Annotated in this window: 20 protein-coding genes; 6 read left to right on the plus strand and 14 right to left on the minus strand. The window is 67.6% G+C overall.

Annotation, left to right across the window (positions count from 1 at the left end; all coding sequences use genetic code 11):
- The first annotated feature begins 28 nt into the window (after positions 1 to 28).
- Positions 29 to 1306, plus strand: coding sequence for a PepSY-associated TM helix domain-containing protein (locus AC1RRR_RS24215; protein WP_492816921.1), 1278 nt, complete (start codon positions 29 to 31; stop codon positions 1304 to 1306).
- Positions 1307 to 1361: 55 nt separating this feature from the next.
- Positions 1362 to 1739 carry a VOC family protein gene (locus AC1RRR_RS24220; protein WP_492816923.1) on the plus strand — a complete coding sequence of 126 codons (378 nt, stop codon included), beginning with the start codon at positions 1362 to 1364 and terminating at the stop codon, positions 1737 to 1739.
- On the opposite strand, the gene AC1RRR_RS24225 is transcribed toward AC1RRR_RS24220, so the two are convergent.
- Positions 1736 to 2239 carry a hypothetical protein gene (locus AC1RRR_RS24225; protein WP_492816925.1) on the minus strand — a complete coding sequence of 168 codons (504 nt, stop codon included), beginning with the start codon at positions 2237 to 2239 and terminating at the stop codon, positions 1736 to 1738. The genes AC1RRR_RS24220 and AC1RRR_RS24225 overlap by 4 nt on opposite strands.
- 105 nt (positions 2240 to 2344) lie before the next feature.
- On the opposite strand from AC1RRR_RS24225, the gene AC1RRR_RS24230 reads away from it, so the two are divergent.
- Positions 2345 to 2830 (plus strand): cupin domain-containing protein, encoded by a 486-nt coding sequence (locus AC1RRR_RS24230; RefSeq protein WP_492816927.1) that lies wholly within the window; start codon positions 2345 to 2347, stop codon positions 2828 to 2830.
- Between the two features lie 71 nt (positions 2831 to 2901).
- On the opposite strand, the gene AC1RRR_RS24235 is transcribed toward AC1RRR_RS24230, so the two are convergent.
- On the minus strand, positions 2902 to 3690 hold the full coding sequence (locus tag AC1RRR_RS24235) for an SDR family oxidoreductase (RefSeq protein WP_492816929.1): 789 nt from the start codon (positions 3688 to 3690) through the stop codon (positions 2902 to 2904).
- Entirely contained in the window at positions 3687 to 4016 is a 330-nt protein-coding gene (locus tag AC1RRR_RS24240; protein ID WP_492816931.1) for a nuclear transport factor 2 family protein, read from the minus strand. The genes AC1RRR_RS24235 and AC1RRR_RS24240 overlap by 4 nt, the downstream gene beginning before the upstream one ends.
- Before the next feature lie 68 nt (positions 4017 to 4084).
- Here AC1RRR_RS24240 and AC1RRR_RS24245 point away from each other — a divergent pair, with 68 nt between their 5' ends.
- Positions 4085 to 5068: a LysR family transcriptional regulator gene (locus AC1RRR_RS24245; RefSeq protein WP_492816933.1), complete on the plus strand. Its 984-nt coding sequence runs from the start codon at positions 4085 to 4087 to the stop codon at positions 5066 to 5068.
- Positions 5069 to 5121: 53 nt separating this feature from the next.
- Here the strand turns inward: AC1RRR_RS24245 and alaS are convergent, their stop codons facing one another.
- Both alaS and recA read right to left on the minus strand, forming a co-directional pair.
- Positions 5122 to 7770 carry an alanine--tRNA ligase gene (alaS, locus tag AC1RRR_RS24250; RefSeq protein ID WP_492816935.1) on the minus strand — a complete coding sequence of 883 codons (2649 nt, stop codon included), beginning with the start codon at positions 7768 to 7770 and terminating at the stop codon, positions 5122 to 5124.
- A gap of 490 nt (positions 7771 to 8260) precedes the next feature.
- Entirely contained in the window at positions 8261 to 9331 is a 1071-nt protein-coding gene (gene recA / locus AC1RRR_RS24255) for a recombinase RecA (protein ID WP_492816937.1), read from the minus strand.
- Between the two features lie 279 nt (positions 9332 to 9610).
- Here recA and AC1RRR_RS24260 point away from each other — a divergent pair, with 279 nt between their 5' ends.
- Positions 9611 to 11218, plus strand: a complete 1608-nt coding sequence (locus AC1RRR_RS24260) for an EAL domain-containing protein (protein ID WP_492816939.1) — start codon at positions 9611 to 9613, stop codon at positions 11216 to 11218.
- Positions 11219 to 11221: 3 nt separating this feature from the next.
- On the opposite strand, the gene AC1RRR_RS24265 is transcribed toward AC1RRR_RS24260, so the two are convergent.
- Positions 11222 to 13045 (minus strand): DUF885 domain-containing protein, encoded by a 1824-nt coding sequence (locus tag AC1RRR_RS24265; RefSeq protein WP_492816941.1) that lies wholly within the window; start codon positions 13043 to 13045, stop codon positions 11222 to 11224.
- A gap of 115 nt (positions 13046 to 13160) precedes the next feature.
- Complete coding sequence (locus tag AC1RRR_RS24270; protein ID WP_492816943.1) at positions 13161 to 13538, minus strand: nuclear transport factor 2 family protein; 378 nt, start codon at positions 13536 to 13538, stop codon at positions 13161 to 13163.
- Positions 13539 to 13603: 65 nt separating this feature from the next.
- On the opposite strand from AC1RRR_RS24270, the gene AC1RRR_RS24275 reads away from it, so the two are divergent.
- Positions 13604 to 14125: a GNAT family N-acetyltransferase gene (locus AC1RRR_RS24275; RefSeq protein ID WP_492816944.1), complete on the plus strand. Its 522-nt coding sequence runs from the start codon at positions 13604 to 13606 to the stop codon at positions 14123 to 14125.
- Between the two features lie 16 nt (positions 14126 to 14141).
- On the opposite strand, the gene AC1RRR_RS24280 is transcribed toward AC1RRR_RS24275, so the two are convergent.
- From AC1RRR_RS24280 to AC1RRR_RS24310, 7 genes are all read right to left on the minus strand, one after another.
- Complete coding sequence (locus AC1RRR_RS24280; protein ID WP_492816946.1) at positions 14142 to 14651, minus strand: hypothetical protein; 510 nt, start codon at positions 14649 to 14651, stop codon at positions 14142 to 14144.
- A gap of 2 nt (positions 14652 to 14653) precedes the next feature.
- Positions 14654 to 15439: a hypothetical protein gene (locus tag AC1RRR_RS24285; RefSeq protein ID WP_492816948.1), complete on the minus strand. Its 786-nt coding sequence runs from the start codon at positions 15437 to 15439 to the stop codon at positions 14654 to 14656.
- A 119-nt stretch (positions 15440 to 15558) separates the two neighbouring features.
- The gene (locus AC1RRR_RS24290; protein WP_492816950.1) at positions 15559 to 18564 is read right to left on the minus strand and encodes a TonB-dependent receptor plug domain-containing protein; all 3006 of its coding nucleotides are present in this window, start codon (positions 18562 to 18564) and stop codon (positions 15559 to 15561) included.
- A gap of 297 nt (positions 18565 to 18861) precedes the next feature.
- The gene (gene phaH / locus AC1RRR_RS24295) at positions 18862 to 19599 is read right to left on the minus strand and encodes a phasin PhaH (protein ID WP_492816952.1); all 738 of its coding nucleotides are present in this window, start codon (positions 19597 to 19599) and stop codon (positions 18862 to 18864) included.
- Between the two features lie 86 nt (positions 19600 to 19685).
- Complete coding sequence (gene chrA / locus AC1RRR_RS24300; protein WP_492816954.1) at positions 19686 to 20966, minus strand: chromate efflux transporter; 1281 nt, start codon at positions 20964 to 20966, stop codon at positions 19686 to 19688.
- Positions 20963 to 21784, minus strand: a complete 822-nt coding sequence (rlmJ, locus tag AC1RRR_RS24305; protein ID WP_492816956.1) for a 23S rRNA (adenine(2030)-N(6))-methyltransferase RlmJ — start codon at positions 21782 to 21784, stop codon at positions 20963 to 20965. Before rlmJ ends, chrA begins: the two co-directional genes overlap by 4 nt.
- A gap of 9 nt (positions 21785 to 21793) precedes the next feature.
- Entirely contained in the window at positions 21794 to 22774 is a 981-nt protein-coding gene (locus AC1RRR_RS24310; RefSeq protein WP_492816958.1) for a helix-turn-helix transcriptional regulator, read from the minus strand.
- Positions 22775 to 22847 lie beyond the last annotated feature (73 nt).

Raw genomic sequence — 22847 nt, forward strand, 5'->3', positions numbered from 1 at the left:
TCGTCGCCGCTTTCCAGGATCCGAGTATATGGACGCCCGCACCCCGCCCGCCGTCGCCAAAGCCGCTGGCAGCGTGAGCCTGCCCAAGCTGGCCCTGCGCCCGCTGCTGGGTTTCTTCCACCGCTGGGTCGGGCTGTTCATCGCCGGCTTCCTGTTCATCTCGGGTGTCACCGGCGCGGTCATCTCGTGGGACCACGAGCTGGACGACCTGCTAAATCCGCACCTGATGCACGCCCGCGCCGAGGGCCTCCCCAAGGCGCCGCTGGAGATCGCCAAGCTGATCGAGGCCCGCGACCCGCGCGTCCAGGTCACCTTCATCCCGCTGGCCCCGGAGAAGGGCGAGGCCTACGCCTTTGGCGTCTATCCCAAGCAGAACCCGGCCACCGGCAAGCTGTTCGTCCCCGGCTACAACCAGGTCTTCATCGACCCGGCGACCGGCGCCGAGCTGGGCCGGCGCGACTGGGGCGCGGCCTGGCCGATCACCAGCGAGACCCTCGTCTCGTTCCTGTATGTGCTGCACTACACCCTGCACATCCCGGCCATGTGGGGCATCGACCGCTGGGGCGTGTGGCTGATGGGCGTGATCGCCGTGCTGTGGACGATCGACTGCTTCGTCGGCTTCTACCTCACGCTGCCCGCCAAGACGGGCAAGGGCTGGTGGAGCCGCTGGAAGCCGGCCTGGCAGATCAAGACCAAGGCCAGCGCCTACCGGATCAATTTCGACATCCACCGGGCCTTTGGCCTGTGGCTGTGGGGCGTGCTGTTCACCGTGGCCTTCACGGCCTTTTCGCTGAACCTCTACACCGAGGTCTTCTATCCGGTGCTGTCCAAGGTCTCGAAGACCACGCCCGGCCCGTTCGAACTGCGCACGCCCGCGCCGCTGGACCAGCCCATCATCGCCAAGAAGACCTACGCCCAGGTCATCGAGACGGCTCAGGCGGAAGCCAAGAAGCGCGGCTGGACCGACCCTGTCGGCGGCGCCTTCTACGCCCCCGGCTACGGCGTCTATGGCGTGACCTTCCACCAGCCGGGCGGCGACCACGGCGCGGCCGGCGTCGGCACGCCCTACCTCTACTACGACGCCCAGACGGGCCTGCCGGCCGGCGAGCGCCTGCCGTGGGTCGGCACCGCCGCCGACATCTTCGTGCAGGCGCAGTTCCCGCTGCATTCGGGCCGGATCCTGGGCCTGCCCGGGCGAATCCTGATCTCGTTCATGGGCGTCGTCGTCGCGGCGCTCAGCGTCACCGGCGTGGTGATCTGGCTGAAGAAGCGCAAGGCGCGGGTGGCGCGCCGGGCGAAGGCCTGACTGCTGACAATCTCTGTCAGCGGCCGGACCTAGATTGGCGTCAGGAGGAGACGCCATGATCAGCTACATCACCATCGGCGCGAGCGATATCGACCGCGCCGGCGACTTCTACGACGCCGTCCTGGGCGCCCTGGGCAACCAGCGGCTTTGGCGGCAGGGCGACTGGATCGGCTACGGCCCCGATCCCGAGCACGCCACCGTCATGATCTGCGCGCCCGAGAACGGCCTGCCCGCCAAGGCCGGCAACGGCATCATGGTGGGCCTCAAGGCCGAAACCTCGGAGCAGGTCGACGCCTTCTACGCCGCCGCCATGGCCAAGGGCGGCGTCTGCGCCGGCCCGCCCGGTCCGCGTCCGGCCTATGGCGAGGGCTACTATCTGGCCTATGTGCGCGATCCGGACGGCAACAAGCTGTCGGCGTTCTTGAAGAGCTAGCCCGGCCCCTGCCCGCTCAGCACATTGGAGGTCGGCGCGCTGCCGGGCGGCCCCTGGTCGCCGGCCTTCCAGCCCGTCGGACACGGACCGATGCGCTGGTAACGGCGAGCCTGGACCACCTTGCCGCCGGCGCTCTGCAGCGGCTGCAGGGCGAAGCGGACCGTAAAGTCGTCGACCTTGTAGCGCGTCGTCGTGACATAGAGGCCGTAGCGCGTATCGCCGACCTGGCAGCGCTTGATGTGCTCGTCGGCGGTGTCTTTGGCGACTTGGCCATAAAGCTGGCAGGGCGCGCCGTTGATGTTCGGCTCGACCCGCGAGAACGAGCTGACCACCTCGGGATTGGCGCAGACCAGGACCACGCCGCCCTGGCCGCCGGAGTCCTCGACCACCTCGATCCGCCACAGAGCGGGCGGCGCGAAGTGCTTGGGGGTGTCGACCGGCTTCTGCTCGCAGCCGGTCAGGGCCAGCAGACCGACGACCATCAGGGCCTTTCGCGACATACGACCATCCAGATTTGAACTACGTTTGTAATTCTATTGAACTGGCGTGCGCGCTGCCGTCAAGTCGCAACCTCAGTCGACCGAGGGAGAGCTGCGGTGAAGACAATGGCGAGAACTTTCACGATCTGCGCGACGTCGTTGCTGCTGGCCGCCTCGGCGGGCGCGGCGACCGCTTCCGCCGCCGAGCCGTCCGGCTTCGCCAGCAGCGCGGATGTCCAGGCCCAGCTCCGCGACATGCTCACCGCCATGAAGCCCGACCAAGGCTTCATGTGGCGCCCCCTGGTCCGCGACGGCGCCAACGTGGCGGCGATCGAAATCTGGAAGAAGCCGGGCCGCCCCGCTGTTCACCCCGCCGAAGCCGAATACGCCATCGTGCTGGAAGGCGCCGGCACGCTGGTCTCCGGCGGGACCATGACGGATGCCAAGCCCAAGAACGCCAACCTGATCGAAGGCGGCCAGATCGAAGGCGGCGCGACACGAACGCTCGGCCCGGGCGATGTCATTCTGGTCCCCTCGGGCGTGCCGCACTGGTTCGGGATCACCGGCGAGCGACTGGTCCTGCTGGGGATCAAGCTGCCCGGCGCCAAGTAGGCGCCCGGTCAGCCGCCAGGACGTCCGTCCACGCTTAGCCCATTCGGCCAAGCCTGAACGCACGCCAGCAATCAGACGGTCGGCACCGTGCCGCCGTCGATGACAAACTCCGCGCCGTGGATCGCGGCGGCGCGATCCGAGGCCAGGTAGGCGATGACGTCGGCGACCTCATGGGGATCGGCCGGACGCCCGATCGGGATCCCGCCCAGGCTGTCCAGGACGAGTTGCCGCGCCTCCTCGATCGTGCCGCCATTGGCGGCCTGCAGGCGCTTCAGCAACTCGACGGACGACTCGGTCATGATCCAGCCGGGGGAGACGGCGTTGACCCGCACACCCTTGGGACCCAATTCCTTGGAGATCGACTTGCTGTAGGTCCTGAGCGCGGCCTTGGCGGCGGCATAGGCCGTGGTCGCCTCGGGCAGAGGCAGAACCGACTGGATGGAGGTGACGTGCACCACGGCGCCGGCGCCGCGCTCGATCATCTGGGGAACCAGCAGGCGATCCAGGCGGACCGTGGCCAGCAGGTTCAGGTTCAGTTCGGAGAGCCAGTGATCGTCGGTCAGGGCGACAAAGCCGCCGCCCGGCGTGGACGAACCGCCGATCACGTGGGCGAGGATATCGACGCCGCCCAGGCGCTCGAGCGCCGCCTTGGCCAAGCTTTCCCCGCCCTGCGCCGTCATCAGGTCCGCCTGGACGAACTCGACGCCGTCGATGGGCTCCAGGCTTCCGCGAGCGGCGGTGATCACCCGGGCGCCGCCGGCCAGGAAGCGATCCACCGTGGCGCGACCCAAGCCCTTAGAGCCGCCGCTGATGAGCACGCGCTTTCCCGCGAACTCGGTCGGATCAGCCTTGAGGGTCATGCCGTGATCTCCAGGGCTTTGATGGCGTCGTTTTCGAGCGTGAAGCGATAGGTGAAGCGGATCGGGCTGCCCTTGAAGTCGCCGTGGGCGGGGCCTTCGACGACGACCTGGCCGTCCTCGTGGCGGGCGGTGTCGGGCGTGAAGATCGCCTTCACGGGGATCACGGCCTCTTCAAACAAGGCGCTGATTTCGGCGTGGCCCCGCAGAACGGCCCCGTTGTCGCGGACGACAGCGTCGGCCGCGAAGGGCTCGAGCATGCCGGCGGCGTCCAGGCGGGCGTTCGCGGCCACATACGCGGCGATCGGGGATGGAAGGTCGAGCGACATTTGTTTCTGTCCTGCTTGCTGCACTTCCGTGCCGGGGCGGCTGAAAGTGCGATGTCAGCAAGGTAGCGATGGACAGATCACGCGATAATCAGGACAGTCCGGGACGCTTCATCACGGAAACCGGGACAATGGCGCTGAGTGGCCTGACGGAATTGGACGCCGTCCTCATGGTCGCCCGCCTGGGCAAGTTCCGCACGGCCGCGCTTGAGCTCGGGGTTTCAACGACCGCGCTTAGCAATGCGGTCGGAAAGCTGGAGCGCACGCTCGGTGTACGGCTTTTCAATCGGACGACGCGAAGCGTCTCCCTGACAGAGGCCGGCCAGCAATTCGTCGCGCAAGTCGCGCCCGCCGTCCGCGACATTCATGAGGCCATGGAGGTTGCGCGCTCTCAACAGGCTACGCCGTCAGGCACGCTGCGCATCAACGCCTTTCCGACAGCGGCGCGGGAAATCTTCTCCTGGCTCGTCCTGCCGTTCCTGCGCGCGCACCCTCAGGTCCATATCGATGTCGTCACTGAGGGACGTCTGGTGGACATTGTCGCGGGCGGCTTCGATCTGGGCGTCCGGAGCGCGGACCTTGTGCCGGCCGACATGATAGCCCTTCCGCTGGGGCGCGCGCGGCGCAATGTCGTGGTGGGCTCACCAGCCTATTTGACAGCGCACGGGACGCCCAAGATCCCCCAGGACCTCGCCCAGCATTCTTGTTTCCGCGTCCGGCTTCCCAATGGCGCGATCTATCGCTGGCCGTTCGAGAAGGATGGGCAATCGGTCCATGTCGACGTCGAGGGCGCCATCACCCTCGACGAAGCGAGCCTCGCACGCGCCGCCGCTCTCGCCTCCGTCGGTCTGACCCTCGCGATGGAGTCCGACGTGCGAGACGACATCGAGGCGGGACGCCTTGTGCGCGTGCTTGAGGATTGGACGCCCACGCTGGCGCCCTTGAGCCTCTATTATCCGAGCCGGCGCAATCCGACCGCCGCGTTCAAGGCGTTCATCGACTTCGCGCGGCGGCATAGTGGATCCGGCGATCGCTTCCAGTCTCTTCGGACATGAAAAAGGGGACGCCTCTCAGCGTCCCCTCATCTCGTTTCAAGCTATCGGCCAGATCAGCCGGCCAGCGCCGCCTTCACCGCCGCGAGGCCTTCGTTGGCCTTGCTGTCGTCGGGCGCGCCGCCTTGGGCGAAGTCGGCCTTGCCGCCGGCGCCCTGGCCACCCATGGCGATCACGGCGGCCTTGGCGAGGTCAGCGGCGCTGAACTTGCCGGTCAGGTCGGCGGTGACGGCCACGGTGACGGCGGCCTTGCCGTCGCTGGTGCCGACCAGGGCGACGACGCCGCCATTGGTCAGCTGCTTCTTGAACTCCTCGGCGACGCCGCGCAGTTCCTTGCCGCCGACGCCGTCCAGGACGCGGGCGATCAGGGCCGTGCCGTTGATGTCCTCAGGACCGGCCGCCGCACCGCCGCCGCCGCCCAGGGCCAGCTGCTTCTTGGCGTCGGCCAGTTCCTTCTCGAGGCGCTTGCGGTCGGCGATCAGGGCGTCGACGCGGGCGCCGACTTCGGCGACCGGGGTCTTGAACTGGTCGGCCAACGACTTGGCCACGCCCGCCTGGTCCAGCAGGAAGCGGCGGGCCGCCTCGCCGGTCAGGGCCTCGATGCGGCGCACGCCGGCGGCGACGCCCTGCTCCGAGACGATCTTGAACAGCGCGATGTCGCCGGTGCGGGCCACATGGGTGCCGCCGCACAGTTCGACCGAATAGGCCTTGGCCTCGTCGGCCAGCGACTTGCCCAGGGTCAGCACGCGAACGCTGTCGCCGTACTTTTCGCCGAACAGGGCCACGGCGCCGGCCTCGATGGCCTCCTGCGGAGCCATTTCCTTGGTCTCGGCCGGGACGTTCTGGCGGATGACCTCGTTGACCTCGGCCTCGATCTTGTCGAGCTCCTCGGCCGTCAGCGGACCGCCGTGGCTGAAGTCGAAGCGCATGCGTTCGCCGTCGACCATCTGGCCCTTCTGGGCGACGTGCGGGCCCAGCACATGGTGCAGGGCGGCGTGCACCAGGTGGGCGGCCGAGTGGTTCGAGCGGGTGGTGTGGCGGCGCTCGGCGTCGACCGAGGCCACGACCTGGTCGCCGACCTTCAGGTCGCCCGACAGCTCGACGCGGTGGACGAACAGTTCGCCAGCCTGCTTCTGGGTGTCGATCACCTTGTTCTCGCGGCCGTTGGCTTCCAGCACGCCGGTGTCGCCGGCCTGGCCGCCGCTCTCGGCGTAGAAGCTGGTGCGGTCCAGCAGCACCTCGACGGTCGTCCCGCCGGTGGCGCTCTCGACCTCGACGCCGTCGACCAGCAGCGCCTTCACGACGCCCGTGGTCTCGGTGTTCTCATAGCCGACGAAGTCGGTCGCGCCGGCCTTTTCCTTGATCGCGAACCAGGCGGCCGCGCCGGCCTGCTGGCCCGAGCCGGCCCAGTTGGCGCGCGCCATCTGGCGCTGCTTTTCCATGGCCGCATCGAAGGCGTCGGTATCGACGGTCAGGCCCTTGGCGCGCACGGCGTCCTGGGTCAGGTCCAGCGGGAAGCCGTAGGTGTCGTAGAGCTTGAAGGCGGTGTCGCCGTCCAGCACGCCGCCGCTGGTCAGGTTGGCGGTGGCCTCGTCCAGCAGGCCCATGCCGCGGCCCAGGGTGACGCGGAAGCGCTCTTCTTCCTGGCGCAGGGTCTCGACGATCGAGGCCTCGGCGCGGCGCAGTTCCGGATAGGCCTGGCCCATCTCGGCCACCAGGGTCGGGGCCAGGCGGTGCATCAGGGGCTCGTTGGCGCCCAGCAGATAGGCGTGGCGCATGGCGCGGCGCATGATCCGGCGCAGGACGTAGCCACGGCCTTCGTTCGACGGCGTCACGCCATCGGCCAGCAGGAACGACGACGAGCGCAGGTGGTCGGCGATGACGCGGTGCGACGGGGCCTGGTCGCCCTCGGCCTTGACGCCAGTCAGCTCGACCGACGCGGCGATCAGGCTCTTGAACAGGTCGACGTCGTAGTTGTTGTGCACGCCCTGCAGCACGGCCGCGACGCGTTCCAGACCCATGCCGGTGTCGATCGAGGGCTTGGGCAGCGAGACACGCTCGCCGCCGGCCAGCTGCTCGAACTGCATGAAGACCAGGTTCCAGATCTCGATGAACCGGTCGCCGTCTTCATCCGGGCTGCCCGGAGGGCCGCCGGGGATGCCTTCGCCGTGGTCGAAGAAGATTTCCGAGCACGGGCCACAGGGGCCGGTGTCGCCCATGGACCAGAAGTTGTCGCTGGTCGGGATGCGGATGATGCGGTCGTCGGACAGCCCGGCGATCTTCTTCCACAGGTCGGCCGCCTCGTCGTCGGTGTGGTACACCGTGACCAGCAGCTTTTCCTTAGGCAGCTTGAACTCGCCGGTCAGCAGGGTCCAGGCGTGGTGGATCGCCTGTTCCTTGAAGTAGTCGCCGAACGAGAAGTTGCCCAGCATCTCGAAGAAGGTGTGGTGGCGAGCGGTGTAGCCGACATTGTCCAGGTCGTTGTGCTTGCCGCCGGCGCGGACGCACTTCTGCGAGCTGGCCGCGCGCGGATGGGCCGGCGTCTCGGCGCCGGTGAACACGTTCTTGAACGGCACCATGCCGGCATTGACGAACAGCAGGGTCGGATCGTTCTGCGGCACCAGCGGCGCCGACGGCGTCACCGCGTGATCGGCCTTGCCGAAGTAGTCGAGGAAGGTGCTGCGGATCTCGTTCAAGCTGGGCATGAGCGTCTCAAGTGTGGGCGTCCGGCGAGCGGCCGGGAGTCGCGCGCTGCATAGCGCGGTTTTTGGCGGAGGGGAAACCGATCCACAGATGGTGACCCGGGTTGAGGTGGAAAAGGGCGGGTTCGGAGGCTGAGTTTTGCTCAACCAGCCCTCCAGCCGTCATCCCGCGACTTGTTCACGGGACCCATGGGTCAGCTTCCGCGTGAGAGCTTCGGTCCGCTCCGCACTTGCGGCGGACAGATGGGTCCCGCGCATAAAGCGCGGGATGACGGGGTTTGGTTGGACACCCCTGCCCTTCCCCCTCCTGCGCTGCGCGCCACCTCCCTCGCTAGGGGGAGGATCTCCATCCTGCCCGCTCCAGAAACGAAATAGGCCGCCTGGCATGGGGTCCAGGCGGCCTGCAATCGCGGCCCTCGCGGCGGTCCGGCCGCGGGCGTGTTGAAGGCGGGGACGCCCGGGGTCGGGCGAGGGCCGCGAAACCTTGCGAGGACTATTCTTCCTCGCCGTCCTCCGGGCCGCCGACCAGGAGCTCTTCCTCGATCTTCTGCGACGACTTGCGGACGGCCGCTTCGATCGAGGCGGCGACGTCGGGATTGGTCTTCAGGAACTCGCGGACATTGTCGCGGCCCTGGCCGATGCGCTGGCTGCCGTACGAGAACCACGAGCCGGCCTTGTCGATGATCCCGGCCTTGACGCCCAGGTCGATGACTTCGCCCAGCTTGGAGATGCCCTCGCCGTACATGATGTCGAACTCGACCTCGCGGAACGGCGGGGCCACCTTGTTCTTGACCACCTTCACGCGGACATTGTTGCCGATGATCTCGTCACGGACCTTCACCGAACCGGTGCGGCGGATGTCCAGGCGCACCGAGGCGTAGAACTTCAGCGCGTTGCCGCCCGTGGTGGTTTCCGGGCTGCCGTACATCACGCCGATCTTGTGACGGATCTGGTTGATGAAGATGACGATGGTGTTGGCCTTGTTGATCGAGGCGGTCAGCTTGCGCAGCGCCTGGCTCATCAGACGGGCTTGCAGGCCCGGCAGGCTGTCGCCCATCTCGCCTTCGATTTCCGCCTTCGGCGTCAGGGCCGCGACCGAGTCGATAACCACGATGTCGACGGCGCCCGAGCGCACCAGGGTGTCGGTGATCTCCAGGGCCTGTTCGCCGTTGTCGGGCTGCGAGACCAGCAGGCTGTCGAGATTGACGCCCAGCTTGTGCGCGTAGGACGGATCCAGCGCGTGCTCGGCGTCGACGAAGGCGGCGGTGCCGCCGGCCTTCTGGACTTCCGCCACCACGTGCAGGGCCAGGGTGGTCTTACCCGAGCTTTCCGGGCCATAGACCTCGATGATCCGCCCCTTGGGCAGGCCGCCGATGCCCAGGGCGATGTCCAGGCCGAGCGAGCCGGTGGAGACGGACTCCATCTCGACCTTGCCCTTTTCGCCCAGCTTCATCACCGAGCCCTTGCCGAACGCGCGGTCGATCTGGGCGAGAGCCGCCTCTAGCGCGCGTTGCTTGTCGCCTTCTTCCTTGCCCACGAGTTTCAAAGCCGCCTGACTGGTCATTGTTGATCCGCCCTCTATCCCATGATTCCGGTCGCCCGATCGGCGCTTCCAGCGCCGCGTCCCAACGACCTGTGGAACACAGTTAAAGGCGTACATGCTTTGTTCCAGGTTCGCAAGATGTTCTCATAAGCAGAAACGTCCGTTTCTGACGTAGGCCAGAATGCCGCACCCTGCCGGGCCGGAAATTCCGTGACACCCGCCGCGCCGAAACCGGTCCTTAAGTCCCGCTGTGCCAGCTTCACTGCTTCTTATGGTCCAGTCTTTGGGGGGACTGCAGACTTGTCCATCGATCCGCGCCGCCTTCTGGGCCTGGCCTTCGCCAGCGCCGATCTTCTCGTCGAGCTGCAGAGCGGCCGTGTGCGCCTGGCGCTGGGCGCCGCGCAAAAGGTCATGGGCAAGAGCGAGGCCGGCCTGATGGGCCAGGCCTGGTCCGATCTGTTCCACCCCGACGACCGCCCGCTGATGGAGGCCATGCTCAGCTGCGCCGACGACGGCATCCGCCGGGGTCCGGTGGTGCTGCGCCTGGCCGGGGCCGAGGATCGCTGCGTGCGGGTCATCCTGCGCGCCCTGCCCGAGAACGACGGCCGCGTCTCGTGCGCCGCCACCGCCGCCCAGTCGGCCGGCCCGCCCCTGACCGCCGACAGCCTGCAGCCCCGCGAGTCGTTCGACGACATCGCCCAGGGCCTGTTCGAGGCCGCCCGCGTCACGGGCCTGGAGCTGGAACTGGCCATGGTCGAGTTCGCGGGCCTGGGCGCCATGCGCGAAGGCCTGACGCCCAGCGAGGCCCAGGCCCTGGACGTCCGCGTCGCCAGCGCCGTCCGCGCCGAGTCGCACGGCGGTTCGGCCGCCACCCGCCTGTCGCCCGACCGCTTCGCCCTGCTGCGCCAGCGCGACGACCGGCCCGAGAACATGGTCAAGCGCCTGACCAAGATGGTCAGCGCCGAAGCCGACGCCCACGTGGTGCCGCTGGAGTCCGGCGGCGGCTCGTCCCGCGCCCTTCGCGCCCTGCGCTACGCCCTCGACGACTTCCTGCGCGAGGGCCTGAAGGACATGCCGCCGATGACCCTGTCGGAGGCGATGAACCGGTCCGTGAAGCGGACCCTGGCCCGCGCCGGCGCCCTGGGCGTGGCGGTCAGCCAGCGGCGCTTCACGCTGGCCTACCAGCCGGTGGTCTCGCTGGCCACGGGCCTGGCCCATCACCACGAGGCCCTGGTGCGGTTCGAGGACGGCGGCAGCCCGTTCGCCCTGATCCGCATGGCCGAGGAATTTGACCTGATCGAGGAGCTGGACCACGCCATCGTCGAGCAGGCCGTCAAGAAGCTGGCCAATGACCAGGAGCGCAAGCTGCGCCTGGCGGTCAACGTCTCGGGCCAGACGATCGGCAACGAGAGCTTCGTCGACCATGTCAGCCGCCTGCTCGCCAAGTACGACGAGGCCAAGGGCCGGCTGATCTTCGAGATCACCGAGACCCGCGCCATCGACAACCTGACCGTGGCCAACCAGCACATCCAGAGCCTGCGCGGCATGGGCTCGCTGGTCTGCCTGGACGACTTCGGGGCCGGCTCGTCCTCGTTCGCCTACCTGCAGCAGCTGCAGCTGGACATCGTCAAGATCGACGGCCGCTACGTCCGCGAATTGGCCGACAACGGCCGCGACGGCGCCCTGGTGCGCCGCCTGGTCGAGCTGTGCCGCGACCTGAAGATCCGCACGGTCGCCGAGATGGTCGAGACCGTCGAGGTCGAGGAGATCGTCCGCGCCGCCGGCGTCGACTTCGCCCAGGGCTGGCTCTACGGCAAGCCCGTCGACAAGCCCGCCCCCGCCCTGCGACCCAGCGCGCCGGTCAAAGCCGTTGCGCGCCGGGCCGGGGCTTCCGACAGCTGGGGGTAAGGTCTAGGCCTTGCCGCCCTTCGCGACGATGTAGTCGTCGATCACGCGTTCCAGGGTGGTCAGCGGGGTCATGCCCGAGAGCAGGCCCGCGTCGTGGAATTCGCGGATGTCGAACTTCTTGCCCAGGGCCTTCTGAGCCTTGGCGCGGACGCGCAGCCAGACGATCTTGCCGATCATGTAGCTGCAGGCCTGGCCCGGCCACACGACGTAGCGCTCGATCTCGGTGATCGAGCCGCTTTCCTCGTCGCCCATGGTCTCGGCCATGTACTTCACGGCCTGCTCGCGGCTCCACTTCTTGTGGTGCATGCCGGTGTCGACCACCAGGCGCACGGCGCGGAACAGGGCGTCGTGCAGCATGCCGATGTGGCCGCGCGGGTCGGTCTTGTAGATGCCCATCTCGACGGCCAGCTGCTCGGAATAGAGCGCCCAGCCCTCGGTGTAGCCCGAGAAGCCGATGATCTTGCGGATCATGGGCAGGCCCTTGGCCTCGTTCGAGATCGACAGCTGCAGGTGGTGACCCGGGACGCCCTCGTGCACCGTCAGGGTGGTCAGGGTGTACTTGGCCTGCTCCTTGGTGTCGCGCAGGTTGATCCAGTAGATGCCGGGGCGCTTACCGTCGAGCGAGGGCGAGTTGTAGTAGCCGCCCGGCGCGCCGGCTTCGATGGCCTTGGGCACGCGGCGGATTTCCAGCGGGGCCTTGGGCAGCGCGCCGAAATAGGCCGGCAGCTGCTTCTGGATCCAGGCGGCCTTCTCGTTCAGGTCCTTGATCAGCTGTTCCTTGGACGCATCCGTGTTCGGATAGAAGTCCTCGCCCAGCTTGGCCATGCGCTCGCCGACCGTGCCGGTCTTCATGCCGATGCTCTTGAACAGCTTGTCGGCCTCGGCCGAGATCGACTTGACCAGGTCCAGGCCCAGCTGGTGAATCTCGTCCGGCTTCAGATCCGAAGTCGTGTAGTTCTTCAGCGACGTAGCGTAGTAGGCGCCGCCGTCCTTCAGGCGCCAGCAGCCGGCGTCGTGCACGGCCTTGGGGCGGGCCCATTCCATCAGCGCGATCTGGCGCTTCAGGGCCGGCAGCACCGAGCCTTCGTAGATCTTGGAGGCTTCACCGGCCCAGTCGCCCCCAATGTTTTTCTCTTTCGTGCGGCGGGCGATCGACTTGACCAGCGGCGCGTCGGCCGTCGGGGTGTCGGCGAAGGCCTTCATCTGGATCAGGGTCTTGTCGATGATGAAGTCCGGCGGGATCACGCCGTCGGCCATGTCCTGCTTGGCCAGGGCGGTTTCCTGATCCATCAGGCGGGCGAAGCCCTCCATCCGCGCCAGATAGGCGTCGGCGTCGGCCTTGGTCTCGATGCTGTGCTGGGTGTCCAGGAAGTCCGGCATCTGCTGGTAGCTGCCGGTCAGCTGCGAGAGGACGTAGGGCGCGCCCGAACCGCCGCCGCCGTAGGTGAACTGCTTGTTGCCCTCGTCCTGGACGGCCAGCACGAACTCGACGGTGTCGTAGTTGGCCGCATCCATGCCCTTGATGGCCTTGCGGTCGATGGCGCGCAGGTCGGCCAGCTGTTTGGCGGTCTGGACCTTGCCCGCCTCGATGGCGGCGGCCGAGCGGTCGCTGAGCAGATCCTTGGTCCAGGCCAGGTCGCCGCTGTCGAGGCCCAGGCTGGTGGCCGTCTCGGGCGACTGGCGCAGCTGCTTGGCCATGATGTCGTCGAACAAGGCGTTCAGCTTGGCGACTTCACCCTCGCGGGCCAGGGCCAGGGTCGGCAGACCACCGGTGGCGGCGAACCCCGCGGCGGCGGTGGCGAACATCATATGGCGACGATTGAGCAAGGCTTTCCCTCCCAGGAGCCGAATTGGAGGCGAAGGGGTAAGCCCCTTGCGCGAGTTTGGCGAAATTAATTCCGAGTCATCCGGCGAAATCCAGCGATGATTGCGGTCACACCGATCATGCGAGCGTCACGTAGAGCTCGTTCTCGATCACCCACTGGCCGGTGACCTTCTTCCAGGTGGCCAGATAGGTCCCCGACTGCTCGGCCGCGTCCTTCCAGGAGCCGACCCAGCGGCCGCGTTCGGCGGCGCGGTTACCATCGGCGTCCAGGTCGATCTGCTCGGTCGTGCGGACATAGGCGATGAAGCCCCGATCGGCGAACTGGCTGGCGAAGGCGGCCAGCACGTCCTCGGCCCCCAGCAGCAGCGAGCCGTCGCCGGCGATCAGGGTCATGCGCGGATCGAAGAACGGCCGCAGCCGCGCGGCGTCCTTGGCGGCGATCAGCTTGTTGGTCAGCTTGCGGCGGGCGGCGATGGCGTCGGCGGGGGCGGTCATGGGCTCTTTCCAGGTCGTGGAGCCGGTGTAGCTTGCGGGGCGTCCGCCGCAAACGCCGAGTCTGCATGCCCGTCCCGACCCTGACCACCGCCCGCCTCACGCTCAACGCGCCGCAGCTGTCGGACTTCGAGGACAGCAAGGCCATGTGGGCCGATCCCGTGGTGGTCCGCCACGTCGGCGGCCGCGCCTTCACCGAGGAGGAAAGCTGGACCCGCCTGATGCGCGCCCGCGGCCTGTGGGAGGTGCTGGGCTTCGGCTACTGGGCGGTGCGCGAGACCTCGACGGGGCGTTATGTCGGCGAGGTCGGTTTCGCCGACCTGCGCCGCGACCTGACGCCCAGCCTGTACGACCTGCCGGAGATGGGCTGGGTGCTGGCGGCCTGGTCGCACGGCCATGGATTCGGCACCGAGGCGGTGCGGGCGGGCCTGAACTGGATCGACCAGGCCCTGGCGCCGGAGGTCGTGCCCTGCATCATCGACGCCGACAACGCCGCCTCCCTGGCCCTGGCGGCTAAGGTGGGGTTCAGGATCAAGGCCCATGCGACCTACAAGGGGTCTCCGATCGTGATGATGGAGCGGCGGCGCTAACTCTAAGATCCTCCCCCTACTCCTCCCGCAGCTCCAGCGCCGTGAACGGCGCCTGGCCGCGTTCGATGCGGATCAGGTCCAGCACGCTGACGATCTGGCGCGAGCGCCAATGGCTCATCAGGTACATCAGCGGCCCCATGGTCGCGGTGCAGGCGCTGACGATGACCATGTGCAGGTTGCCCCGGACGAAGCTCATCACGCTGTCGCCGGCCAGCTCGGCCAGCAGCGCCACGATCGACAGCGGCACGGTCAGGTAGCCGATGATCACCACCCGCAAGATCTGGTCCTGCCGGCGCACGTTCAGATTGGCCAGGGCCGACAGCGCGTCGAACGTGGCCTCGTCGACGCCTTCGAGCAGCGCGAACGAACGGATCGTCGACGGGTTCTTGCGAAAGCCGCTGAGGAAGTCGACGCCGACATAGCCCCAGGCGCCGGGCGTCCAGATGGAAGACGGCAACAGCGACCAGACCGGGAAATGGCTCTTCAGGCGCTTCCACAGCGCCCACAGCTCAGTGTTGTCAGTCATGCTCAGGCGTAACCCAGCAGCGCCCGCAGGCCCGGCACATGGAAGTCGACGACCTGCTTGTGGACGTCGGACAGCACCTTGGGCACCTCGGCCGTCACCTGCAGGTTCTCGCGGGCGGTGCGGCTCTCGCGCGGGTCGGCGCCGGCCTCGACGCGCTCGCGCCAGTCGGCCGGCAGGTCGATGCCGCAATCGCCCAAGAGCTGGCGAAAGAAGGCCTCGGCCCGCTTGGAGCCCAGGTCCTTGAGGCTGTCGACGATGTCCTCGTAGCGGACGATCACGGCGCTGGAGCCCATCCAGGCCACGGCGTTCATGCTGAAGATATCGCGCAGGTCCGGCACGCGGCCGTGGGCGCCCAGGATCATCATCATGATGACGTCCTCGACCGCCGCCCCGCCGTCCTTGATGTGGTTCAGGTTCCCCTGGAACTCGTCCGACAGGTAGAAGCGCGCCCGCGCCAGCACCCAGTCATAGGGGTCACGCACCAGCACGATGTGGCGCACGTCGCGCAGGGCTACGGCGGACTCGTCCGAGAACAGCATGTGGCCCCAGCTGATCATCGGGGCCTTGGGATCGAAGGCGTCGCGGCTGCGACCCAGCAGGGCGTGCTGGATGTACTCGCGCGGCCAGTGCTGCTCGGGCGCGACGAACATCCGCAGAATGTTGCGGATCAGGTGGGTGCCGGCCTTGGGCACGCTGTTCAGGAAGACGGATTGGGAGAGACGGGCGCGGTCGAAGCGCTGGCCGATCTCGTCCAGATTGTCGGGCTTGCCCCGGATGATGGCGTTCACGACGGAGGCTTCCCGCGACTCGAAAACAAAAGGCGGCGGATCGCTCCGCCGCCCAAAGACTAGACCGTGACGGCGGGACGCGAAACGCCTCTCGGCGCTCGCATCCCGCCTTCGCGTGCTTAGAACTTCGCTTGGAAGCTCACGAACATGCGGCGGCCGATATAGTCGTACTGCGAGGCCAGCACCGAACGGCCCACCGTGTTGTAGTTACCCTGGGACAGGGTGACCTGGGGCGGGGCCTCATTGAAGATGTTGGCCACGCCGCCCAGCAGGGTGAAGTCCTCGAACTTCTTCTGCAGCGACAGGCTGTGATAGGCCGTGAACTCGGTGTGGATCTTGTAGAACGTGGTCCCGGCCGTGTTCTTGTCGGCATAGTCCTCGGCATCCGAGGCCTTGCCGATCATGTCGATGCCCCACAGCGCGGCCCAGTCACCCTTGGTGAAGCGGAAGTTCAGCTGGCCGGTCCAGTCCGGATCGCCCACGAAACCGTTGCTGTCGACGACGGTGTCGGCGAACAGGGCCGTGGTGTCCTTGAACTGCCAGGTCGACTGCAGCTCGGTATCCAGACGGATGTCCCAAGGCAGGTCCTGGCCGTAGTTCACGGTCAGGTCCAGGCCTTTGTTCACCTGCTTGGCGATGTTCAGGTAGTTGTCGGTGACGTCCGTGATCAGGTTGGACGGGCCGCGCTTGAACAACGAGCAAAGCCCATCGTTCGGGAAGTTCAGCGACTTGTAGCAGCCGCTGACAATCCGGGCCGCGCCCACCTGAGTGATCTCGTCGTTCACCTGGATGTCGAAATAGTCGACCGCCACCTTCAGGTCAGCGAACTTCGGCGTCCAGATAATGCCGTAGGTCGTGGCCTTCGAGGTTTCAGCGTCCAGCGCGCCGGCGCCACCGCCAGAAGTGACCGTCGCTTGCGCGCCCGCGCCGGTATAGGCGGGCGGAATGCCGGCGGCCTTGCAGTTGTCGGCGACGCGTTGCGTGATGTTGCCGGCGGTCAGGTTCGACTGCCAGCGGATGCAGGGATCGATCGAGCGCTGATCGGCAAAGCCAGTCTCTGCGTTCTTGTACAGTTCAAACAGCGCCGGGGCCCGGAACGAGGTGCCGCGCGTGGCGCGCAGGCGAACCGACGGGATGATCTGCCAGTTCAGGCCGATCTTGTAGGTCTGGTCGCTGCCATAGCTGTTGACGTCGGTGTAGCGGCCCGACAGCGACAGGTCCAAGGACTGGATGAACGGCACGTTCTTCACGAGCGGAACGCCCAGTTCGCCGTAGATTTCCTTGGTCGTGTCCTTGCCGGCGGTGATGCCCGAGGTCGACGAGCCCCAGATATTGCCGGCGCGGGTGATGGCGCCGGGGGTGTCGTTGATCTCGTCCTTGCGATAGGCGACGCCGAAGGCGGCGCCGACCGTGCCGGCCGGGAGCTTGAACAGGTCGCCCGAGACCGAGCCTTCGATCGCCAACTGCTTGTAGATCGTCTTGCCGGTTTCGGTGTCGAACAGGAACGCCTCTTCTTCCGGCGTGTACTTGCCGGCCAGGAAGTCGGGCGACATCCAGTTCACGTCGACGCACTTACGCTTGCTGATCGGCGTGGTGTAGCCGACGCACGAGGCGGTCGGGCGCGGGATCGGGTTGGGCTTGCCCAGACCCGTCGTTCCGAAATCGGTGCGGCCGTCGGCGCTGTTGACGGCGTCGGCCAGCAGCACGTCCTGCGAGTACAGGCCCTTGTTGTGGCTGTACTGGGCGAAGATGTCCCAGTCCCAGCCCTTCAGGAAGGTGTCGCCGAAGTCGCCGCGCAGACCGCCGACATAGCGCTGGTAGTCGACCTTCTGGCCATCGCGAGCGCGCGGCGTGACGATGGTCGGGCTGAGGACGAAGTCACCGGTGAAGCCGGCGCTGAAGGGGTCGCCGTAGTCCTCGGTGTAGAGATAGGTCCAGAACTGGCGGTAGCCATTGGTCTTGGTGGCGCGGCGGTTCAGCAGCACCTCGGCATAGGCTTCGACATGGTCGTTCACGTCGAACGAGGCCTGGGCGAAGACCGTGTTGCGCTCGGTGCGCGGCGTCACCGACGTGGCCAGGTTGTAGGGGCTGTTGTAGTCCAGCACGCCCATGTCGGGATTGGCCGGATCGTTGCTGTCGCCGACCACGAAGAAGCCCGGCGGCATGCCCGGATAGTCGCCTGCCTTACCGGCCGGGTACTGCGGAATGTATTTGCCCAGGTTGTTGTTGTAGTCGAACTGCAGCTTGCCGTCGCGACCTTCGAAGTCCGGCAGGGTGTACAGCCAGACTTGATCGTACAGCAGGTCGCGGCACTGGGTCTGGCCCGTGCGCGGGTCGATCGTGTCCTTGCGCTTGCCGTTGGCGTCGAAGATGTACGACTGGCCGCAGTTGGTCCAGGCGCGCTGGCCGCGCGTCTGCTCGGTCTTCTTGGCGTAGTCGTAGGTGATGTTGAAGAAGCCGCGCGAGAACGTCTTGCCGAAGCCGACGCTGGTGCGGAACTCCTGGCCGCCGTGCTTTTCGGGCTGGCTGGCGAAGGCGTCGATGCTGAAGCCGTCCTGGCCGCGCTTGGTGATGATGTTGACGACCCCGGCCACGGCGTCCGAGCCGTAGACCGACGAGGCGCCGTCCTTCAGGATTTCGACGCGGTCGATGGCGGACACCGGCAGCACGTTCAGGTCGAAGGCCGAGACGCCGCCGCGCGTGCCGGCCGGACCGGCGCGACGGCCGTTCAGCAGCACCAGCGTGCGATTGGCGCCCAGGCCGCGCAGCGACACGGTTTCCGAACCCGGGCCGCCGTCGGTGACGAAGGCGCTGGAGACGGCGGCCGTGATCTGCGGCGAACCCGAGGCGATGGTCGAGGACTGCAGCAACTGAGCCGTGTTGCCGATGCCCTTCAGCCGCCCCTGGTCGGCCGTGATGACCTGAACCGGGTCGGGGCTGTTGAACTCGTTGCGCTTGATGCGCGAGCCGGTGACGACGACGGCCTCGACCTCGGAATTATCCGAAGCCTTGCTGTCGGTGGTCTGTAGCGGAGCGGCCGTTTGAGCCATGGCCGGCAACGCAACGCTGACCGCCAGCCCGGCGATGAACGTCGAGGCCAGAAGATGTCTGCGATGGGTGAGCATTGGAGGATTTTCGCCTTTATTACGGAACTCGCGGCACGCCTCCCCACCAAGCCCCCTTGGCGCGACAAGTACCGCTAAGGCCTACCCAATCTGCTTCATTAAATTCGTGCAATCTCACCGTCGCCGTTTTGTCGCATTTTGGACGAACTGTGGCATCTCGCACGCACTAGCGGTGTTCGACGGGGCATTTCGCAGCCTTTTGAGCAGCTTACGCGCACGGAAAGTGCAGCAACTTCAGGCACGAAAAAGGCCGCCGGGGCGAGCCGGCGGCCTGGTAATATTCAAGGCTTGAAGGTTTCAGTTCACCGCGGGAAGCAACCGCTTGGCCTGGGCGATCCAGGCGTCGCGCTCGGCGCGGCCCTTCAGGTTCAGCAGCGCGTCGAACGAGGCCAGCTCGTCGGGCGTCCAGGCGGCGATCTGGCTGAACTTGGTCACGCCCAGCTCGCCCAGCGAGGCGGCCAGCTTGGGGCCGATGCCGACCAGCTGGGTCAGGTCGTCCGTAAGAGCTTCGGCGGTCTTCGCGACGTCCTCGACGACGGGCGCGGCGGCTTCGACGACCTCGACCGGCGCTTCGGCGGCGGCCTCGACGACCTCCTCGACCACGGGCTCGGCCGCGACGACGGGTTCGACCACCGCTTCGGCGATGTCTTCATTGGCGGCGACGATGGCCTCGACCACCGGCTCGGCCGCGGCTTCGACGATCTCTTGCGTGGCGTCGAGCACGGTCTCGGTCGTTTCGGCGACCAGGGTCACGGCCTCGATGACCGGCTCGGCAACCGGCAGAGGCGCAGCGTCCAGAACCGCCACGCTCTCGACGGGCGGCGCGACCGGCTCCGGGGCCAAGGCCATCAGGGCCTCGACATTGACCGCCTCGCGCCAGCGATTGGCCCACCACCAGTAGGAAGCGCCCGCCATCGCGGCGCCACCGAACATCAGCCACAGCGGCGAGGCCGCGCCGATCGCCACGTGCGGGACGGTCTCGGGCTCGACCTTGTCGGCCTTGTATTCAGGAAGGAAAGAGAAGATCGAAACCATGGGGAGGTGCTCCAGCGCCGGCGATCTATTGCGCTGCAGCATAACACGGAAAACGCGTTCGCAACCGCAAAAATGCTCACCTTACGTCAAGCAACTCCGACGACCTTCAGGAGGATCCCCGCAACCACCGTCACGGCGATCATGGCCAGCATCGGCAGGCGGGTGGCGAACACCAGCATCAGGGCCAGCACTGTCACGCCCACCGCGCCGTAGTCCAGGCTGGCCAGGTCCGGCAGCATGACCTTGACCACGCCTGCGACCTCCATCGTCTGGCCGCTGCGGAAGAACAGGTGGATGGCGAACCACAGGGCCAGCTGGCCAATCACCCCGACCGAGGCGGCCGAGATCAGGGCCAGGGCCCGCGCGGGCTGAGGCTCACGCCCCCAACGCTCGAACAAGGGCCCGCCGGCGAAGATCCACAGGAACGACGGGGCGAAGGTCACCCAGGCCGCCATAAGCCCGCCCAGCACAGCCAGCAGCCACGCCCACTCGGCCGGCGCGGTCTGGAAGGCCCCGACGAAGCCGACGAAGACGAAGACCAGGATCAGCGGCCCCGGCGTGGTCTCGGCCAGGCCCAGGCCGTCGAGCATCTGGTTGGCCGTCAGCCAGCCGAACCCCGACGCCGCCTGGCCGATATAGGCCAGGGCCGCATAGGCCCCGCCAAAGCTGATCGCCGCCAGCCCGCCGAACGACAGGCCCATCCAGGCCAGGACCGAGCCCGGCGCGACCAGCCACGCCAGGGCGATCGGGGCGATCCACAGGGCCAGGCACGCCAGGGCCGTCTTCGCCTGCCCCTTCAGCGGCGCGGGGCGCGGCGCAGACTTGCTCCCCGCCTTGGTCGTCGCCCAGCCCAGGACGCCGGCGGCCAGGATCACCAACGGGAACGGCAGGGTCGTGAAAGACAGAGCCACGAAGGCCGCGCCACAGACGAAGGCCGCCAGCCGGTCCTTGATCGCGCGCTTGCCGATCTTCAGCAGGGCCTGCAGCACCAGCGCCACCACCGCCGCCTTCAGGCCCAGCAGCACTGGTCCCGCCCAGTCCGAGCGGCCGTGCGCGACATACAGCGCCGACAGCCCCAGCATCACCAGGAGGCCCGGCAACACGAACAGCAGCCCCGCCGCCACGCCGCCCCGCACGCCATGCAGCCGCCAGCCCAGCCAGGTGGCCAGCTGTTGAGCTTCCGGCCCCGGCAACAGCATGCAGAAGCTCAAGGCCCGCGCGAACGTGTCATCGTCGATCCAGTCGCGCTGCTCGACCACTTCCTTGTGCAGCAGCGCAATCTGGCCGGCTGGACCGCCAAACCCCAGCAGGCCGATCTTCAGCCAGACCGGCAGGGCCTGCGCCAGGGTCGGCGGCGTCTTGCTCACGTGCGCCAGACGCGCGAGCGGCCGCCCTTGTCGCCCAGGCGCGCGGCGATCCAGTCGCCGGCCTGCGCCGCCGCCTCGTCGATCGCGGCGGGCGCGCCGATCATCACCATCGCGCAGCCGTTCATCTTCATGGGATCCGTCAGGGGCCGGAGGCGGAGCTCGGCCACTAACAGATCGCCTGTGACGGTTTCCATCATCCGCAGGAAGGCGTCGAAGGTCTCCAGGTCCTTGATCGGCAGCCAAATGGCGAAGGTCGCGTCAGGCGCGCGGGCCAGGACCGCCTTGGTCGTCTCGGCGATGCGCTTGTAGTCATCCGGCCGCTCGAACGGCGGGTCGATGACCACGAAGGCCCGGCCGCCCCTGCCCGCCTGCTGGACGGCGGTCGCGAAACCGTCGGCCTCCAGGGCCTGGGCGTTGGCGTAGGGCGCCAGGGTCTTGCGCAGCAGCGCCGCGTCGTCGGGGCGCAGTTCGCAGCCGGCGTAGCGATCGGCCTTGCGCAGGCCTCGCGCCATCAACAGCGGCGAGCCGGGATAGAGGTCACCCTCCCGCCCGCCGTTCATGTCGGCCACCGCCTTCAGCAGCGAACCGAACACCGCCGGCGCATCCTCGGCCGCCTTCAGCCGGAAGATCCCCGCCTGGGCCTCGCCCGAGCGGCGGGCCATCTCGCCGGACAGGTCATAGCCCCCTGCCCCGGCATGGGTGTCGATCATCGACACAGCGTCGCTCTCGCTCTGGAGCGCCGACAGCATGGCCAGCACGATCGCGTGCTTATGCAGGTCGGCGAAGTTGCCGGCGTGGAAGGCGTGGCGGTAATTCATCCTGCGTCCCTACCACGCCCCGTGGGCGCGACCAGCCTCGCGAAGCTCCTGGACCATCATGTCCTTGAGAACCTGAGGCCCGACGATCTCGATATCACCGCCCCAGGTGAACAGGTGCCAGGACAGCTCGCGCATGCCGCCGGCCCGGAAGGTCACAGTCACCGACCCGTCGACTTCCTGGTTCACCTTCTGGGTGGCGTGGAAGCGCCAGCGCAGGGCGTCCTCGGCGCGGCGCGGATGGATCCGCAGCACCACGTCCTGGATCTCGTCGTGATAGATGCCGAAGCTCTCGTCCGCGAAGGCCTGCAGCGAGAAGTCCTCGGGCGGCGAGGCCGGCCTATCCAGCACCTTCAGGTCGCTCATCCGGTCCAGGCGCCAGGAGCGCGGACCGCCCGCCCCTTCCGACGCCACCAGATAGTTGCTGCGGCCGAACAGAACGCCCAGCGGCGTCACCTCACGGGTGCGCCCCGGCGTGGTGCCGCCCTTGTAGGTGAACGACAGGGCCGACAGCCCCATGATCGCGGTGCGGATGGCGGTCAGCAGCGCCTGGTCCTCGAACGGGCGCGGCCCGGCATGGACGGCGATGGTCTCGGCCTGGACTAGGGCCTCGACATCCGGGGCCACCTTGCGGCGGGCCGCGCCGCGCAGGGCCGACAGCAGCTTGCCCTCCAGAGCATAGAGCGAAGCCGCCCGCGCCTCGGCGCCCGAGGCCTTGTAGCTGTCGGCGGCCGAGCGCAGCGCCGCCAGCTCCTCGGCGGTCGGGGTCTGGAACACGCCGTCCAGGCCCGAGGGGATGCGGAAACGCTTGGTCGGCGGGTCGTCGATCGCCTCCATCTGCGGGAAGGCCGTCCAGACGGCGTCACGCATCCGCTCGGCAGTGCGGCGGCCCACGTCCAGGGCGCGCGCCATCTCGTCCAGGGTCATGCCCTCGGCCGAACCGGCCAGCATCCGGGCCAGATCCAGGAGCCGTGTAGCTTTCTCGTGTCTCATGCGTTCCTCAAGCGGAGGGGCAACTTACGACCGCTTCTGACGCAATGCCTGGTCATTGTTCGGATGTCGAGAC

The sequence above is a fragment of the Caulobacter sp. GW821-FHT12D05 genome, assembly GCF_058807295.1.